The 16,291-nt window shown below is 66.5% G+C and carries 12 protein-coding genes; 6 read left to right on the top strand and 6 right to left on the bottom strand.

The window, feature by feature from the left end; translation table 11 throughout:
- Nucleotides 1–87: 87 nt before the first annotated feature.
- Nucleotides 88–942 (top strand): DUF2306 domain-containing protein, encoded by an 855-nt coding sequence (locus F2P46_RS04095; protein WP_166885494.1) that lies wholly within the window; start codon nucleotides 88–90, stop codon nucleotides 940–942.
- Nucleotides 943–962: 20 nt separating this feature from the next.
- Here F2P46_RS04095 and F2P46_RS04090 read toward each other — a convergent pair whose 3' ends face one another.
- The 3 genes from F2P46_RS04090 to F2P46_RS04080 all read right to left on the bottom strand — a co-directional run bounded on the left by F2P46_RS04090 (nucleotide 963) and on the right by F2P46_RS04080 (nucleotide 6,592).
- Nucleotides 963–1,496, bottom strand: coding sequence for an isochorismatase family protein (locus tag F2P46_RS04090; protein ID WP_166885492.1), 534 nt, complete (start codon nucleotides 1,494–1,496; stop codon nucleotides 963–965).
- Between the two features lie 283 nt (nucleotides 1,497–1,779).
- Entirely contained in the window at nucleotides 1,780–5,040 is a 3,261-nt protein-coding gene (locus F2P46_RS04085) for an AAA domain-containing protein (RefSeq protein ID WP_166885490.1), read from the bottom strand.
- Nucleotides 5,041–5,239: 199 nt separating this feature from the next.
- Nucleotides 5,240–6,592, bottom strand: coding sequence for an FAD-dependent oxidoreductase (locus F2P46_RS04080; protein WP_166885488.1), 1,353 nt, complete (start codon nucleotides 6,590–6,592; stop codon nucleotides 5,240–5,242).
- An 819-nt stretch (nucleotides 6,593–7,411) separates the two neighbouring features.
- On the opposite strand from F2P46_RS04080, the gene F2P46_RS04075 reads away from it, so the two are divergent.
- From F2P46_RS04075 to F2P46_RS04060, 4 genes are all read left to right on the top strand, one after another.
- Nucleotides 7,412–8,629, top strand: a complete 1,218-nt coding sequence (locus F2P46_RS04075) for an alanine--glyoxylate aminotransferase family protein (protein ID WP_166885486.1) — start codon at nucleotides 7,412–7,414, stop codon at nucleotides 8,627–8,629.
- A 146-nt stretch (nucleotides 8,630–8,775) separates the two neighbouring features.
- Complete coding sequence (locus F2P46_RS37470; protein ID WP_166885485.1) at nucleotides 8,776–9,393, top strand: DUF4254 domain-containing protein; 618 nt, start codon at nucleotides 8,776–8,778, stop codon at nucleotides 9,391–9,393.
- Entirely contained in the window at nucleotides 9,390–10,196 is an 807-nt protein-coding gene (locus tag F2P46_RS37465) for a glycosyltransferase family 2 protein (protein ID WP_166885483.1), read from the top strand. Before F2P46_RS37470 ends, F2P46_RS37465 begins: the two co-directional genes overlap by 4 nt.
- Entirely contained in the window at nucleotides 10,193–11,311 is a 1,119-nt protein-coding gene (locus F2P46_RS04060) for a glycosyltransferase family 9 protein (RefSeq protein WP_166885480.1), read from the top strand. The genes F2P46_RS37465 and F2P46_RS04060 overlap by 4 nt, the downstream gene beginning before the upstream one ends.
- A gap of 97 nt (nucleotides 11,312–11,408) precedes the next feature.
- Here the strand turns inward: F2P46_RS04060 and F2P46_RS04055 are convergent, their stop codons facing one another.
- Nucleotides 11,409–12,410, bottom strand: coding sequence for a glycosyltransferase family 9 protein (locus tag F2P46_RS04055; protein WP_166885478.1), 1,002 nt, complete (start codon nucleotides 12,408–12,410; stop codon nucleotides 11,409–11,411).
- Nucleotides 12,411–12,623: 213 nt separating this feature from the next.
- Here F2P46_RS04055 and nudC point away from each other — a divergent pair, with 213 nt between their 5' ends.
- Nucleotides 12,624–13,436 (top strand): NAD(+) diphosphatase, encoded by an 813-nt coding sequence (gene nudC / locus F2P46_RS04050; protein ID WP_166885476.1) that lies wholly within the window; start codon nucleotides 12,624–12,626, stop codon nucleotides 13,434–13,436.
- A gap of 42 nt (nucleotides 13,437–13,478) precedes the next feature.
- Here the strand turns inward: nudC and F2P46_RS04045 are convergent, their stop codons facing one another.
- Together F2P46_RS04045 and F2P46_RS04040 are read right to left on the bottom strand one after the other, a co-directional pair.
- Nucleotides 13,479–14,297, bottom strand: coding sequence for a hypothetical protein (locus tag F2P46_RS04045; RefSeq protein ID WP_166885474.1), 819 nt, complete (start codon nucleotides 14,295–14,297; stop codon nucleotides 13,479–13,481).
- 112 nt (nucleotides 14,298–14,409) lie between these two features.
- Nucleotides 14,410–16,278, bottom strand: coding sequence for an AsmA family protein (locus F2P46_RS04040; RefSeq protein WP_166885472.1), 1,869 nt, complete (start codon nucleotides 16,276–16,278; stop codon nucleotides 14,410–14,412).
- Nucleotides 16,279–16,291: the final 13 nt, after the last annotated feature.

The following is a 16,291-nucleotide window of genomic DNA, read 5'->3' as shown; positions in this document are numbered from 1 at the left end:
GTCGCGCCATTCGCCGCGCATGCTCGCCAGCGCCGCCGCCTGCTTCTACTGTGCGGGTACAGACCATCACACCACAAGGAGCATCCCATGATCTTGCACACTGCCGCCGGCCAGCCGCGCACCGCGCCGGCTGAATCGGGCGCACCCGCGCGGCGCGCTACCGGCGCCGGCGCGCTGGCGTGGTCGGCGCGCCTGTGGTTCGGCGTAGCTGTGGCCGGGCAACTGCTGTTTGCCTGGTACGTCGCCGTTTTCTACGGCGGCGCGCTGGTGCGTGGCGAGCTGGCGCAATGGAACAAGGTCATGCCGCGCGGGTATGTCGCCGGCGACACGGCCGGCAATGCCGCCATTGGCGTGCATGTCCTCGTGATGGTGCTGATCACCATCGGCGGCGCGCTGCAACTGCTGCCGGCGCTGCGGCGACTGGCGCCGTCGTTCCACCGCTGGAACGGGCGCGTCTACGTGCTGCTGGCGGTGGGGTCCAGCCTGATCGGCCTGTACATGGTGTGGTTTCGCGGCGCGGCAGGCGGCCTGGCGCAGCACCTGGGCATCAGCGGCAATGCCGTGCTGATCGTGCTGTGCGCGGCGCTGGCCGTGCACCATGCGCGCGCCGGCCGCATCGCGCAGCACCGGCGCTGGGCGCTGCGCCTGTTCCTGGCGGTCAGTGGTGTGTGGTTCTTCCGGATCGGCCTGATGGCATGGATCGTCGCCAACCGGGGGCCGGCCGGATTCGATCCCGAGACCTTCCAGGGGCCGTTCCTGAGCTTCCTGTCGTTTACCCAATACCTGCTGCCGCTGGCGCTGCTGGAGCTGTATGCGCGGGCGCAGGCGAGCGGGCGGAAGGCGGCGCGCATCGCGATGGCCGCCGCCATGCTGGTGCTGAGCGTGGCGACAGCGGCCGGCGTGGCTGCGGCGGCGATGATCCTGTGGCTGCCGCGTCTGTGACGCGCGCGGCGGCGGGCGTGTCAGCCGGGGAAGGCCTCGGCCGTCGTGCGCACGACCAGGGTGCTGCCGGCGGTGACCGGCAAGCCTGCCCACACCCAGTTGTGATGGGCGATGATGGCCGGCGCGGCCAGGTGCGGACGGTCGGCGGTGGTGTGCGCGTCCGCCAGGGCCACCACTTGCAGGGGGCGCGAGGCTGCCGCGCGCACGGCGGTATCGATGCAGAACTCGGAGGCGAAGCCGCTGATATACAAGGTGGAGGTCGCACTGGCTGCGAGCTGGTCCGCCAGGTCGGTCGCGGCGAACGCATCGGCGGCCAGCTTTTGCACGGTGCCGTCGGTGGCGGCCTGTTGCAGGGCCGGGATCACTTGCCACGCGGCCGAGCCGAGCGGGGCATCCGCATTCACATGCTGGACGAAGATTACCTTGCCGCCCTGCGCACGGATGTGTTTGGCAGCGTGATTGATGCGCTCGACCACGCCGTCGGTGTCGTGGCACGGGCAGGCCGGATTGTTAAGCCACGCGTTTTGCATATCGATGATCAGTAGCGTTTTCATGAAACCCCTGGAACAGTGATGAGAGAGGCATCAGTGTTACCCAGAGTCCCGGTCAGATAAACTGGCGCCGGGCTCGCAGATTCCAAACCACCCATTACGAATACCCCGACACGCCGATCGGCATCCCCCTACAACCGGGGTCAGAGCTTTAATTGGAAACAAAAGTTCACCCGAAACGAAAGCGGCCTACAAGAACGGTCATACCTCGCTAAACGCGCCAGTTTCAGTGAAAATGGGCTTAAAACCAAGCTCCGGTACCTGTCAGGCAGCAAAAAGTTGCAAGTTAAAGCTCTGACCCCGGTTGGGGGAGGGCGTCGGCGAGTTGGCTGCCGAACGGCGTACGCGACCATTGCTGGCGGTTGCCGATCACGTACAGGCGCCGCTTGGCGCGCGTGGCGGCGACGTTGATGATGTTCGGCCGCCCCGCCGCCCATTGACGCGCGCCGTCGCTCTTGCCGCCCAGGACCAACACTACCGTTTCGCTTTCCTTGCCCTGGAAGGTGTGCACCGTGCCGACGTGCCCTTGCAGCCATGCGCCGACAGCGTCGTCGCCCGCCTCGCCGGCCCATTCGTCCACGCGCGCTTTCAACAAGGCGGTCAGCCCTTGCGCCACCGACTTGAACGGGGTAATCAGGAACAGCTCGGGCAAGCCGTGCGCCTTGCCAACCCAGCCTTCGCTGGCGTAGCGCACCACGATATCGGCCGCGAGCGCGCCTTCGCGCCCGTTGTAGTGCTCGTCGAATTCGCCCGCGCCGACATCGTGCCAGCACGACGGTCCGAGCAGCGGCCGGCTGGCCGTGGCCTGTTCTTCTTCGGCGCGCGCCGGGCCGTAGACCATCTTGGCATTGTAGGCAATCCGGTTCGACAGCGAAAACATCGGGTCGGCGCAGCGCCGGTGCACGCGCAGCGGCGCACCGACCCACAGGTCGCTGCCGTCGTACTGCACGACGTTGGCGCCGAAGCGGTTGCCGCGGTCGGCCAGGTGCTGCGCCGAGTAGGCTGTCAACTGGTGCTCCGGCGGCGCTCCGTGGTACGACAGGATGCCGTAGTCGAGCTGCTTGTCCATCGTGATCACCGGTTCGACCTGCAGCGGGTCGCCCACGATCAGCGCGCGCTTGGCACGCCAGATGGCGCCCAGCGCGTGCGATGGCACCGCCTGCCCGGCTTCGTCCACCAGCAGCAGGCCGATCTCGCCTTCGCCCAGGTCGGCAAAGCAGCGCGACACCGACGCGAAGGTGCTCGATACCACCGGCACCGCCAGGAAGAAGCTGGCCCACAGGTGGCGCGCCATGGCCGGCAGGTGCGCCTTGATGTGGCTTTCCTGCGCCAGCATGGACAAGGCCAGGCGGAAGTTGGTCTCGAACGGTTTGCCGGCATGCTTGAGGAACGCTTTGTGCAGGTGCATCGCGGCGATGAACACGTCGGCCCGCGCGGCATGGTAGTCGGCGTTGCTGCGCGGGAGGGACTTCTGTTGTTGCTCGACCGGCAGCGCGGCGAACGCGGCCGGATCGAACGCGGCCTCGCCCAGACCGGCCGCGAGCGCGTCGACCCGTTCGGCCACCGTGTGCAGCGCTTGCGCGCGGGTGTCGGCATCGCGCCGGGCCGATTCCCAGTCGGCGGCGCAGGTGCTGGCGCTGCTGCTCGCTTCAAGGCGCGCCAGCGCCAGGCGCGCGCGTTCGCCGCGCAGGTGCGCGTATTCGTCCGACAGCGCTTGCTGGCGCGCCACGAAGCCGGCGTAGCGCGCCTTGCCGAAAAAGCGCGCCAGCAACTGGCGCCAGGCCGGCCATTCGGCCGCGTGCAGTTCGCGCTCGCGCAGGTTGACGGCGAGGGCGGCGGCGTTGTCGGCCGATTGGGTGTCGAGCGCTGTCAGCGCCGCGCTCGCTTGCGCGTTGCGCCGGCCGGCGAGGTCGGCGGCGGCATCGGCGGCGGCGCACAGGGATTCGGCCGCCTTGCGTTCCGGCAGCGCGCTGTCGTACGCGAGGATCGCCGCCTGCATCGCTTCGACCCTGGCCACGGCGCTGTTGAAGTGCGCGCGCGCCGCTTCCCAGTTGAGCGAGGCGCCGGCGCCGGCCAGTTGCTTGGCCAGTCCCAGTTCCTTGAAAAAGCCCAGGCGGTTGGCGACCAGGTTGCGGTTGGCTTTTTTGCCGAGCGGGACCGAAATCAAGCCCCAGCAGCGGATTTTGCCGTGTTCTTCAGCGTCGTCTTGCGCTGGTTCCTCGCTGTCGGCCTCGCCCGCCTCGCCCGGCAATTTTTTCTTTTCTTCGTTGAGGATCGATTCGGCGCTGGCGGCAAAGTAGTCGAACGGTTCGCCGTTCATCAGCAGCGGCTGCGGGGCGACCTTCTTGATGCTGGGCAGGTCGAGCGTGATGTTTTCGACCGCCTTGTTGTTGGCGCTGGCAACCACGATGCCACTGTCGAGCAGGCGTTCGTCGAGGTGGTAGCTATTGCCCTTGAGCGTGACGCCATTGCTGTTGGCCGGATAGGCGATCTGGTGCTGGCTGCGCGAAAACGCCGCTTCCGGATGGGTGAACTCCGCCAAAATCCTGGCGCGCTCGACCACGCGGGCGGCGATCACGTCCATCAGCAGGGTGGTCTTGCCAGTGCCGGGCGGGCCGTTGACCGAAAAAATGCCGCCCTCGGCCAGGGTTTCCAGGCCGATGTTGACGGCCACCTGTTGCATCAGGAACAGTGGAAAGGGACTCGGCCAGCGTCCGGCCGGAAAGCGGCGCGGGTCGAGCGCGGCGTTGACCGGGCCCGGGCGCGTGATGTCGCGCCGGGCGCCGTCGCGCCGGGCGCCGTTGCGCTGGTGGCCGTCGAGGTAAGCCTGGATCTGGGCCGAGCCGGGGCCGCTCTCGGCGTCCTGGCGCAGGCGCTCGAGGTCGTCGAGGTAGAAGGAGTTGATCGGGTCCATCTCCGGTTCGCGCGAGAATTTCTTGCCGCGCCGGTCGATCAGCGCGACTTGGTGCGCGCACAGTTGCGCGCGTGCGAGCAGGGTGCGCGGTTTCCAGTCCAGCTCGGTGAAGAGGTAGTCGCTGACCTGGGCGAACCAGTCGGCGTCGGCGACGCCGTGGTTGCCCATGGCCAGTTCGTGCAGCTTGTTTTGCAGGCCGAACAGGGTGGTGCTGAAGCCGATCGGGGCCTTGTTTTTCTTTTCCGCAAAGGCGAGCGCGAACGCGCCCAACTGCAAGGTGTCGACGTCGGGCCGGCCATCCGAGCCGATTTCTATCGCGCAAAGAAAGGTGTTGCCCCTGGCCGGGCGCAGGTGGTTACCGCTGAATGTGTCCGGGTTCGACTCGAGCGGGAACATCTCGGCCAGTTCGGCTTCCAGCACGCTTTTTTCGACCAGGCCGAACCAGACGAAATACTTGTGCTGGCCGTGCACGGCGTCGGCGGCCAGGCTGCCATGCGGCGCGGGCAGCCACGGCAGCGGCTCGTCGTAGCGCTTGAAAAACGCAGGCCGCTTGCCTGCCTTGGGAATATCCGGATACATGAGTGCTTCGACATCGAACCAATAGCGAAGCGTGTTGACATACTGTGCAGGCATAGGATTTTTCCGGGAGTGTGGCCGGGCGATGACAGCGCGTGCCGGCCAGCTTGCATGACCGTGCTGGCGATCATTTGACAAGGCGGAATTGTAACTTCACTCACGGCAAAAATGCCTTGATTTCACCATTGCGTGCGCAGCGGCCACTGCCTGCCGCGCCGCGCATCCCTGGCCGATGCGCGGCGGCCGCCCGCAAGAACTATCCTGCGTAGTCGACCGGGTCGCCGGCCAGCGGCGCGGGCTCGCCGCCGGGGCCGGCGCTGGCCTGGTCGACCATGTGCGCGTAGCCGCTGAAGTCGGCGACTTCGAAGCCGAACGGCAGGCGCGCGGCCGCCTTGTCGTAGTTGACGTAGGGACGCACGGCCTGGGCCAGTTCGTCGCGGCGCCAGCCCATGGCGATGGCATGGGCGATCAGGCGGCCCTGTTTTTTGGCGATCGGGGCCGGGCTGCCCCACAGCGCCGGCGCGCCGGTGAACCACAGGCCGGGGTAGCGCGCGTGCAGCACGTTGCCGACCAGCTGCTGTGGTTGCTCGCTGCCTTCGGCCAGGATCTCCTGGCTCCGGTAGCCGGTGCAGCACACGATCACGTCGGCCTCGCAACTGCTGCCGTCGACGAAATAGACCGTGTGCTGGTCCACCTGCGCCAGCGCCGGGCGCAAGGGCACCATGCCGCTGCGCACCGGTCCGAGCATGCTGTCGCTGACGGTGATGCGCTGGCGCCCGACGTCGATCTCGTGACTGGACGGATCGACCGCATGGCCGATCGCGCCGTGCTCGCGGCAGGCGTCCCACAGCCGCGCCTGATAACTGTGACGGAAGGTTTCCTTCAGCGCGCGCATGGCGACGTCGATCGGGCTGCCGTGGAGCAGGCGCGGCACCAGCCAGGTGGGACTGCGGCCCGACAGCACCAGTTGCTGCGCCACCGGAAACAGCCTGGCGGCGCACGCCATCGCAGTATTGCCCAGGCCGATGATGAGTACGCGCTGGCCGACGAAGCGGCTGAGGTCGCGCACATCGGACGAATGGATGATGCGCCCGGCAAAGTTGGCGCCGCCGGCGATGAGGGGCAACTGCGGTGTGTGGTACAGCCCGCCCGCATACACCACGTGTTCGAAGTGGCGCAGCAGCGGCGCGGCGGCCTGGTCGGCGCTGGCGATCAGCAGGTCGGCCCCGCCGTCATACAGCGAGGGCGTCGCGCACAGCACCTTGGTCGAGGTGAAGATGCGCGAAGCCAGGCCCTGGCGCTTGATGGTGTCGAGGCATTGTTCGGTGTACGCGGCCCAGCTGGCGGCGCCCGGATGGGACAGCGGCAGTTGCGCGGCGGCGCTCTGGACCAGGTCCGGATACAGCGCCGACAGCGGATCCTTGCCCCATATCCCGCCCGGCTCGGAACGCGCTTCGAACAGCACCGGGTCCAGGCCGCGTTGCAGCATCTCGGCGGCGGCCGCCATGCCGCTGCTGCCGGCGCCGATGATGGCGATGCGCGGCCGGCTCATCACGCCGCCGGCCACGCGCGCGGCCAGGTCGGCAAAGGTGGGCAGGGCGGCGCTCATCGGCACCCTCCTGCGCGCGACCCCGCTTGCAACCCCGCTTGCGGCGCGGCAAGCGGGGTTGCAAGCGGAGGGGCGTCACATGGTGCTAACGTCAATTGCCGGGCTAGGCACTTCACATCGACAGATTCGATTATGGACATCGTATTCATCACTCGCAGGACGGATCAATGAAAGCGGCAAGCGGTTTGCGCATGCCGGAAACGCGGTGTTAATGCCGGATCCGGCATTTTTACGAAATATTGTTATTTCGTCGGGGCGATTAAAAACGATTTACCATCGGAGTGTCAATCAATATTGCAAGGTCATTACTGGCGGTAATTTGTGTCGCATAAGAAAGTGATATAAGTATTTGAATTTAAACGACTTTGGTTTTCACTTCTATTTCACGCTGTTGTTGTTGCGCCAATTGGGATGTTGAAAATTTGCGCATCGGCGGGAAGCCGCACGGGGAGCAAGTCGTAGCGCTGGCGAGGCTCCCTGATTAATTAATTGAACATTAATTGTTATGGCAAAAAGACCATAATTGTCATCCCCCTGTCATAATCCTCTGCCTGTTTATTGTGCTGATTCCGATTAAATATGCGCAAAGGTAATGGGAAATCCGCAGTGCTATGCCAAAAGACACATTTAATGGTTGTATTGACGCATATTCGACATGATATTGATCTGAATCATGCTGGAGAAGAAAAAATGATCCCGTTTGCATAAAACAGACGGGGAGCGCCCGCCGCCAGCGCCAAAAATCCTCATCGGAAACTTGTTAATCGATTGCAAGCTATGATGAATGATCCCTAACACATCCTTATGAGGAGTCATTCAATGCTTGAGGCAATCCGCGTTCCCGACATCGTCCCGCTCGAACACATCCTGCCGGATGAACCCTTATTGATGATGGGCGCCGGTCCGGTGCCGATTCCGCCGGCCGTGGCGGCCGCCAATTCGATCGTCATCAACCACCTGGGCGACACCATGAACCAGGTCATCGCGCAGGTGAAGGAGATGGGGCGCTACGTGTTCCAGACCCGTTCCTCGCATGTGATGGGCGTCGGCGGGCCGGGCTCGGCGGCGATGGAAATGGCGATCGCCAACCTGGTCCATCCGGGCGACAAGGTGTTATGCATCTGCAACGGCTACTTCAGCAAGCGCATGGCCGAGATGGTCAGCCGCGTGCGCGGCGAGCCGACCTTGCTGCACATCGACAACAACGAAAGCGCCAGCGTCGAGCTGGTGCAGCGCGCACTGGCCCAGGGCGACTACGCGGCCATCACCCTGGTGCAGGGCGAGACCTCGAACACGGTCTGCAACCACAGCCTGGGCAGCATCGCCCGCATGGCGCACGAGCACGGCTGCCTGGTGATCGTCGATGCCGTCTGCACGCTCAGCACCATGGCGCTCGACATGGATGCCTGGCAAGTCGACGCCGTCATTACCGGCGGGCAGAAAGGGCTGTCCTCGATTCCGGGCGTGTCCCTGCTGGCGTTTTCGGAACATGCCTGGGCCAAAAAGATTGCCACGCGCACCCACCAGCCGTTTCACTGGTGCCTCGACGCGCAGCTGGCCGACCAGTTCTGGAACCAGAAGTCGTATCACTACACCGCGCCCGTGTCCGGCATCCTGGCGCTGCACGAAGCGCTGCGCCTGGTGTGCGCCGAAACCTTGCCGCGCCGTTTCGCGCGCCACCAGCAATGCTCGGAAGCGCTGCAGGCCGGCATCGAAGCGCTCGGGCTGGACTTGCTGGTGCCCAAGCAGCACCGCCTCAATTCGGTGATCGGCATCGTCACGCCCGATCACGTCTCGTCGGATGTGGTGCGCGCGCATATGTCGCGCGTGCACAAGGTCGAAATTTCCGGCGCTTTCGGCCTGAACATCTTGCGGATCGGCCAGATGGGCGAGCAAAGCCGCGCGCACAACCTGTTCCGCACCCTGCACGCCTTCGGTTCGAGCATGCAGGCCGGCGGCGCCAGCCTCGACCTGCCGGCCGGCATGGCCGAACTGGAGCGCTCGCTGTCGCGCCACGCGATCGCGCAACCGGCATAGCAAGGCGGACGGATGGGCGTGCGCCAGGCATTGAAAGGAGACATTGACGACGCTTAAACCGGCGCGCGGAACTTCGCGCACGCCGCACCACTCCAAGCTGTACACGGTTGCGCTGGCATCCGGGTGTTTTCCCCAAGGAGTTTGCGATGCTCAAGCATGTCGACGCCGTATCGTTGGTGCAGTGGCACGACGCCAGGCTGGCCGACGCCCGCTTGCCGGTGCTGGCGAACACGCGCTTGTGGCGCTGGATCGAGTCCAACCACCGTCACAACCGCCTGCTGTGGGATGAAGAAGACCGCGCCCGCCGCACCGATGCCGGCAGCGCCGCCATTGCCGCCAGCAAGCGCCTGATCGACCAGCACAACCAGTTGCGCAACGATGCAGTCGAATTCATCGACGAAGCCTTGCTGGCGCAGTTGGGCGGCATCGCGCTTCACGCCGGCGCGCGCCTGAGCAGCGAGACGGCGGGCGCCATGATCGACCGGCTGTCCATCCTTGCGCTCAAAATTTTTCATATGCACGCGCAGACGCGGCGCAGCGAAGCGGGCGCGGAGCATGTGGCTGCCTGCACGGCCAAGTTGCAGCGGCTGGTGGCGCAGCGGCACGACCTGGCTTGCTGCCTTGATCGCCTGCTGGCCGAAGCCGCCGGCGGGCTTGCTTTCTTCAAGGTCTACCGCCAGTTCAAGATGTACAACGATCCCGCGCTCAATCCCTGGCTGTACGGTGCGGCGCCCGCGCGGCAGGGCAGCGGGGCGGCGCCATGAGCGACGACGCCATCGAAGTGCTGGTACCGACCTGCAACCGCGCGGCGGCGCTGGCGGTGACGCTGACGGCGCTGGCGTCGCAAACGCAGCGCCACTTGCGCATCGTCGTCTCCGACCAGTCCGATGGCGAGGGCGCCGCCGCCAGCGGCGAAGTGCGCGCCGTGCTGCGCTACCTGGCGGCGCAAGGGCTGCGCGTCGACCTGCTGCGCCACCTGCCACGGCGCGGCATGGCCGAGCAGCGCGCTTTTTTGCTGGCGCAAGTAACGGCGCCTTACTGCCTGTTTCTCGACGACGACGTCATCATCGAAAGCGACCTGATCGAACGCATGGCGCGCACCATGCGGCAACAGCGTTGCGGCTTCGTCGGCAGCGCCTTGCACGGGCTCAGCCACGCGCACGACTTCCGGCCGCATCAGCAAGCCATCGACTTCTGGGACGGGCAGGTGGAGCCGGAAACAATTGCGCCGGGCGGCGGCGCGTGGGAGCGGCATCACCTGCACAGTGCGGCCAACCTGTTCCATGTGCAGCGGCGGCTGGGCATCGGGCGCGACGCCACGCGCGCGTACCGGGTCGCATGGATCGGCGGCTGCGTTTTGTTTGATACGGAAAAACTGCGCGCGGCGGGCGGCTTCGATTTCTGGACCGCGCTGCCGCCGGACCACTGCGGCGAAGATGTGCTGGCACAACTGCGCGTGATGGCGCGCTCTGGCGGCTGCGGCATCATTCCATCGGGCGCCTATCATATGGAATTGCCGACCACGGTGGTGTCGCGCCGGGTCGATGCGCCCAGGGTGCTGCCATGACCGGCGCGGAGCGCGCCCCGCTGGCCGACGTGCGCACCATTGCCGTGCTGCGTCCGAACGCGCTGGGCGATTTTGTGTTCTGCCTGCCGGCCTTGCATGCGCTCAGGCAGTGTTATCCGGCGGCGCACGTGTTGTACATCGGCCTTGCGTGGCATGCGGCGTTCTTGCAAGGGCGGCCGGGCCCGGTCGATGCGGTGGCGATCATGCCGCCGACCGCCGGCATGGGCATGCAGGGAGAGGCCGACCCGCGCGCCGTCGACGTTTTCGTGGAAACGCTGCGCGCCGCAAGAATCGATCTGGCCGTGCAGTTGTTCGGTGGCGGACGCCATGCCAATCCCTTCGTCCGCCGTCTTGGCGCGCGCCTCGCCGTGGGCATGTGCAGCGCCGACGCCGAGCCGCTCGACCGCAACGTCCGCCACGAAGGATTGGTCAACCGGCGTTTGCAATTGCTGGAAGTGGCGGCCCTGGCCGGTGCGGCGGCGTGGCCGATGCGGCGCGAGTTGCACGTCACCGAAGACGACCTGGCGCAGGCGGCGCGCCTGCTGCCACGTGGGAGCGAGCGGCCGCTGGTCCTGCTGCAGCCGGGCGCGACCGACCCGCAACGGCGCTGGCCGGTGCGGCGTTTCGCGGCGCTTGGCGATCTGCTGGCGCGGGAGGGCGCGCTGGTGGCGGTCAACGGCAACGCGCAGGAGGTGGCGCTGGTGCGCGAGCTCGTGGCGGCGATGCGTCATCCGCCGATCGATCTGAGTGGCAAGGCCTCGCTCGGTGCGCTGTGCGGAATACTGGCGCGCAGTGCGCTGGTGGTATCGAACGATACCGGCCCGCTGCACCTGGCGCTGGCGATCGGCACGCCCGCCGTCGGCATTTACTGGCTGACCAACCTGATCGAATCCGGGCCGCTCAGGCAGGAGGGCCATCGCGCGGCGGTGTCGCTGCGGGTGCATTGTGCGGTCTGCGGCGCAGAGAACATCCAGCGGCGCTGTGCGCACGACGCCAGCTTTGTCGACGACGTGGCGCAGGAGGAGGTCAATGCGCTGGCGCTAGGGTTGCTGCGTGAAGGAGGCAGCGTGGATTGGCGCGGGAACGACGGGGCGGCGCGAACGGCCAGGTGGTGACGGGGAACCATGGACCCCTCGGACCCCTTGGCGCCCACAGCCGAAGCTGACGGGCACACCATCGCACTCCTGCGGATGCAACCCCGTCCGCCTGCGCTTACCGCAGCATCAGCAAGGCCCTTGCCTGATCGATCACGGTTTGGGCCTGCTCGCCGAACGGGTCCCACAGACAACGGTGCAATTGCTGGTTGAGCGGCGCCCAGCGGCGGATATCGGCCTTGCTGAAGATAACCACGCTGCGCAGCCCGAGTCCGGCCGCAATATGAGACACGCCCGTATCGTTACAAATCAGCAGGCGCGCACGGCTCATCAAGGCCGCCATGGCGCCGATCGACAGCGGCCCGGCCGCATCGACCGGTGCGCGCCGCATCAGGCGCCCCACAGCGGCCGTCAGCGGCGCCTCGGCGGGCGAGCCGGTCAGCACCGTGGTGAGCCCCGGCCCGATCGCAAGCTGGTCCGCCACTGCCGCAAATCGTGCGGCCGGCCAGCACTTGTCGGCCGAGCGCGCGCCGGGATGAATGCACACGTAGCTGCCCGACGCCAGGGCGCGCGTGACGCCGCTCGCTTCGAGCTCCCGCTCGTCCGCCTCGGTGATCGGAAATTCGAGCTGCTGACCGCAGGCCGGCGCACCGAGCCCGGTGGTCAGTTCCAATAGCCGTAGCGGTTCCGCCCCGGTTTCCGGAAAACGAATCAGGCATTCATCCTCGCCGCCCGCAACCGCTCCGAAGCCCGCCATCGCGCGCGCGCCGAAGGCCCGCACCACGGCGTTGCTGTACTGGCCATTGCCGTGCATCTGCAGCGCCAGGTCGAAGCGGCGCGCGCGCATGCCCGCGTAAAAGTCATCCAGCTGGTCAAGCCTGGCCGCTTGTTCGGGAAACGCTTCGTGGCCGGGAAAGGCGATGAACTCGTCGATATAGCGCCTGAACCGGTTGGCGAACTGGTCCGCCCAGGACAGGCCGACCAGGCTGATGCGCGCTCGTGGCATGGCCGCGCGCAAGGCGCGCAGGGCCGGCACCGCGCACAGCATATCGCCAAGCTGGAGCGCGCGGAAAATGACTACGCTGTTGCTGTCGTGCTGGTGTAACCAGGAAGATGTCATGGCTTGGCGTCATTCATGGGAGTGTCTGTGCCGCCGTCGCGCGGCGCCGGTCGTACCAGGGATAGGACACAGCGCGCGCGTTCGCGTTCAGCGCGGCGCGCAGCGGCTTGATGCCGATCGTGTCCGGTGCGGGTGACATCACCATGGCCGCGCAATCTGTGCTTTGAAAATGCGGTATGCTGCCTGCAGTCCACAACATCCAAGGTTGGCCGCATGCTGCAAATGCCCTCATCTTTTACGCCGCTCATTACGGCGCAATCCCATCCTGACCCGCTCACGTTTGTGTTCCACGGCAGCCGCTTGTTGCTGCGCGAGGCGGATCTGGCCATGCCTTCCGCAGACGAGCTGGTGCGGCTGAATCTGGCGGGCGCACCCCATCCGGTTGGCCTGTTGGGAGAGCGTTATTGCCAGACCTTCTGGTGCGGCAATGAGGAGTTGGCCTTGCCGGGTTACGCCTGGCGCAGCATGCGCTCGCTGTTCGGCGCGCTCGATGAAGACGTGCTCAGTGTGGCGGGCCGTGCCAGCCAGATTGCCGAATGGGCGCGCACGCATCGATTCTGCGGCGCCTGCGCCCAGCCGATGCAGCTCAAAGCGGGCGAGCGCTGCTATGTGTGCAGCGCCTGTGGGATGATGGCGTATCCGCGCATTTCGCCGGCGATGATGGTGCTGATCCGCAAGGGCGACCATGTCTTGCTGGCATTGCACACAGCATCGGCCGCCAAGCGCTTCACGCCGCTGGCCGGTTTCCTTGAAGCGGGGGAATCGGTGGAAGAAGCGGTGCACCGCGAGGTGTTCGAAGAAGTCGGCTTGCGGGTCCACAACCTGCAATATTTTTCCAGCCAGTCGTGGCCGTTTCCGCATTCCCTGATGATTGCCTTCACCGCCGATTATCTCGACGGCGAGATCCGGGTCGACCCGAGCGAAATCATCGAAGCGCGCTGGTTCGGGCCGCATGACGAATGGCCCGAACGCGTGCCGCATTTTTCCGTTTCCACCATCCTGGTCGACGCCCACCGCCCGGCCTGACACGTCCAGGCAGCGCGGCTGACAGCGGCCCTGGCGCCGGCCCTATGGCTTCGGCCCGGTGCCGCGTATCTGGACCGTGCGCTTCATCAGGTCGAACCAGAACGGGGCGCCGAACAAGGCCGTCGAGGCGGTCAGCGCCCAGCCGGCGACACTGAGCGCGAACTGTCGGTTCAGGACCGGCGGAAATTGTTCCCAGCCAATCGGCAAGGCCCACAGCATCTGCAGCGCCTGCGGGTTCAGCGTGGCCGGGGCCGCGCCGATCTGGGCCGCCAGCGAGGGGTGGGCCCACAGCGTGCGGAACAGGTGGATGCTGTCGATGTTGAACAGCGCCGCCAGCAGCAGCGACAGCAACACGCTGATCATCATCGAACGCCGTTTGTAGACGCCCGACACGCGTTCCATCGCGCTATCGAACCAGCTTTCCACCGAGGCCTGGAAACGTGCCATGTCGCCCCCGGCGCGCTGGTAGATGCTCTGCAGCGCACGCTTGATTTGCGGGTCCGGGAGAGCGTCGATGTCGCGCCCGAGCTGGTCGTAGTCGCCCGGAATCGACTGCACCGCGTCGATCAGGGCGATCGCGAAATGCTCGGGCTTGATGTAGGACGGCTTGGCGCCGATGTGTTCCTGCCCCGGCTGGGCCGGGTTGCCGTGCGGATTGACCAGCGCGTGCGCGTACAGGGTGCGCGCCAGGGCGGTGAAATCCGGATCGTTGAGCATGCTCTTGATGCCTTCGAGCAGCCCGCGTGCGCGCAGTTTCAGCGCCGACGCCAGCGCTTCTTGCACCGTGCTGACAATCAATGCCACTGTCGCGTAGCAAAAGGTCAGGCCAACCGCCACTTCAAGGACTGTGCTGCCGAACATAGATCCTCCCATGAGTTTGCAAGGGGTTTGCTATCTCCGACGCTAGCCCAAAGGCGACCTCTAGGGCACAGGTTTGCTCAACAAACTGGGCGCTGTGGCGTACCCGCCACGTTCAACGGGGAAACAGCCCGCCGAGCGCATCCTTGACGCGGTCTTTCAGTTTTTCCTTGCCGCCAGTCGGGATGCTGGCGCCTGTCTTTTGCGCCGCTTCGTTGCCGAGCGCGGCCACATCGACCTGCCACGTCATCTGCGCCAGCGGGCCGCTGAGCGCGACCGGTACCGTCAGCCCGCCCAGGGTGCCGATGGCGGGACCCTCCTGGCCGGTCAGGCCTGGTATCACCGTGCAACGCAAGCGGGCATCGATGGTGGCGTGCGCGAGGTCGAGCTGGCCTTCGCCGCTAATCCGCAGCAGCGCCGTGCTCGCCGTCAAATCGGTATTGCGGGCAACGCCGCGCTCGATCCGGAAACTTGCGCTCAGTTCGCCAAAGCCGGTCGATTCCGCATCGCTGCCCACGCCGGCGGCCGCCTTGGCGTCGCGCACCAGCCGGCCCAGGTCGATGCCGGCGATGACGCCGTCGCGCAGGCGCAGCGCCGCCGTGCCTGCGAGCGCCTCGCGCAGGGCCGTGGTGCTGGCGCCGCGCGTGTTCAGGTCGAGCTGGACGTCGCCACGGCCGCTCAGTGGCGTCTTGCCGGTGGCGTCAAGCAACAGGGGACCGAGGGAGATGCCGCGCAAGTCTTGCACCAGCGTCATGCGCGGCGTGTCGGCGTCGTGCGTGAAATCGATGCTCAGCGCGCCGTTGCCGTTGCCGCCGTACAGCGTGGCCGAGAGCGGCTTGATGGTGGTCTTGCCTGCGTCGGCCAGCAACACCGCATGCACGTTCGCGGCGCGCAGGCCGCCCACGGTCAGCTCGCCCACTTGCAAGGTGCCGCTGGCGCGCAGCCGGGCCAGCGCCGACAGGTCGATGGGCTGGTCCGGCGCGCTGGCGCCTGCTGTATCGACAGCCGACGCGCTAGCCGGCCCGGTCGCCGGCGCCGCCTCCCCCGTACCCGTGCGCGCGCGGTAGCGCGCCAGGTCGACCCGGTCGATATCGATGTCGAGCTGCAGCAGGCCGCCGCGCAGCGCGCCTTTGCCGCTCACGCTGCTGTCGTCGATCTTGCCTTTGAGCGCGGCGGCGATCGCTTCCTTGCCGAAGTCGATCTCGATGCTGCCTTTCAATTTGGCGCGCGACTCGATACCGGCCCGGCTGGACAGGTCGAGATTGGCGTCGAGCTCGGTCATCGCCACCCGGCGCGTGTCGCGGTCGAGCGAAAAGCCGCTTTCGAAAATGAGCACGGTATTGAGCGCCGGCTTGTCGACGCCGATATTGGCCGACAGCGCAACCCGGCTCGGCACCCCGTGCGCGATCGGCCCGGAATCGATGTTCAGGCGCGCGATGTCGAACACGCGCCCGGCCTTGCGGTCGTCGAAGCGCAGGTGGGCGTTGTCGACCCGGATGCTGTCGACCGCGAAGCGGACCTTGGCCGGGCCGGCGCCGGCATTGCCGGCCGCGCCCGCCTGCTGGCCGGGATGTTTGACGCGCGCGGCGGTCAGGTCGTCGATATTCATGCTGCCATCGGTCTGGCGCACCAGGGTGGCGCGCATGCCGCGCAGTTCGATGCGGTCGACCACGACTTCCTGGCGCAGCAGCAGGGGCATCAGCGCGAACGACAGGCGCACGCTGTCGAGTGCGGCGAATTCGCCCTTGCCACCCAGTTCCGACAGGCTCGCCTTGCCCAGGCTCACACCCAGGCGCGGATACAGCGCCAGCCGGATATCGCCGCCGATGGTCAGCGTGCGCCGGGTCTTTTCGTGTACCCGCTCGACGATGGCGCTCTTGTAGGCGTTCGGGTCGAAGCGCGCCGCCACGATGCCCACGGCGCTGCCCAGCACCAGCACGGTGGCGCCCAGCGCGATGACGGCGATCCTGATGCGTGCTTGCATGGCGAAACTCGGA

The organism is Massilia sp. CCM 8734 (assembly GCF_011682155.1).
In the GTDB taxonomy this organism is placed as follows: Bacteria; Pseudomonadota; Gammaproteobacteria; order Burkholderiales; family Burkholderiaceae_D; genus Telluria_A; species Telluria_A rubra.
The sequence above is the reverse complement of the archived record's forward strand: the minus strand, read 5'-3'. Positions and strand labels throughout refer to the sequence as shown.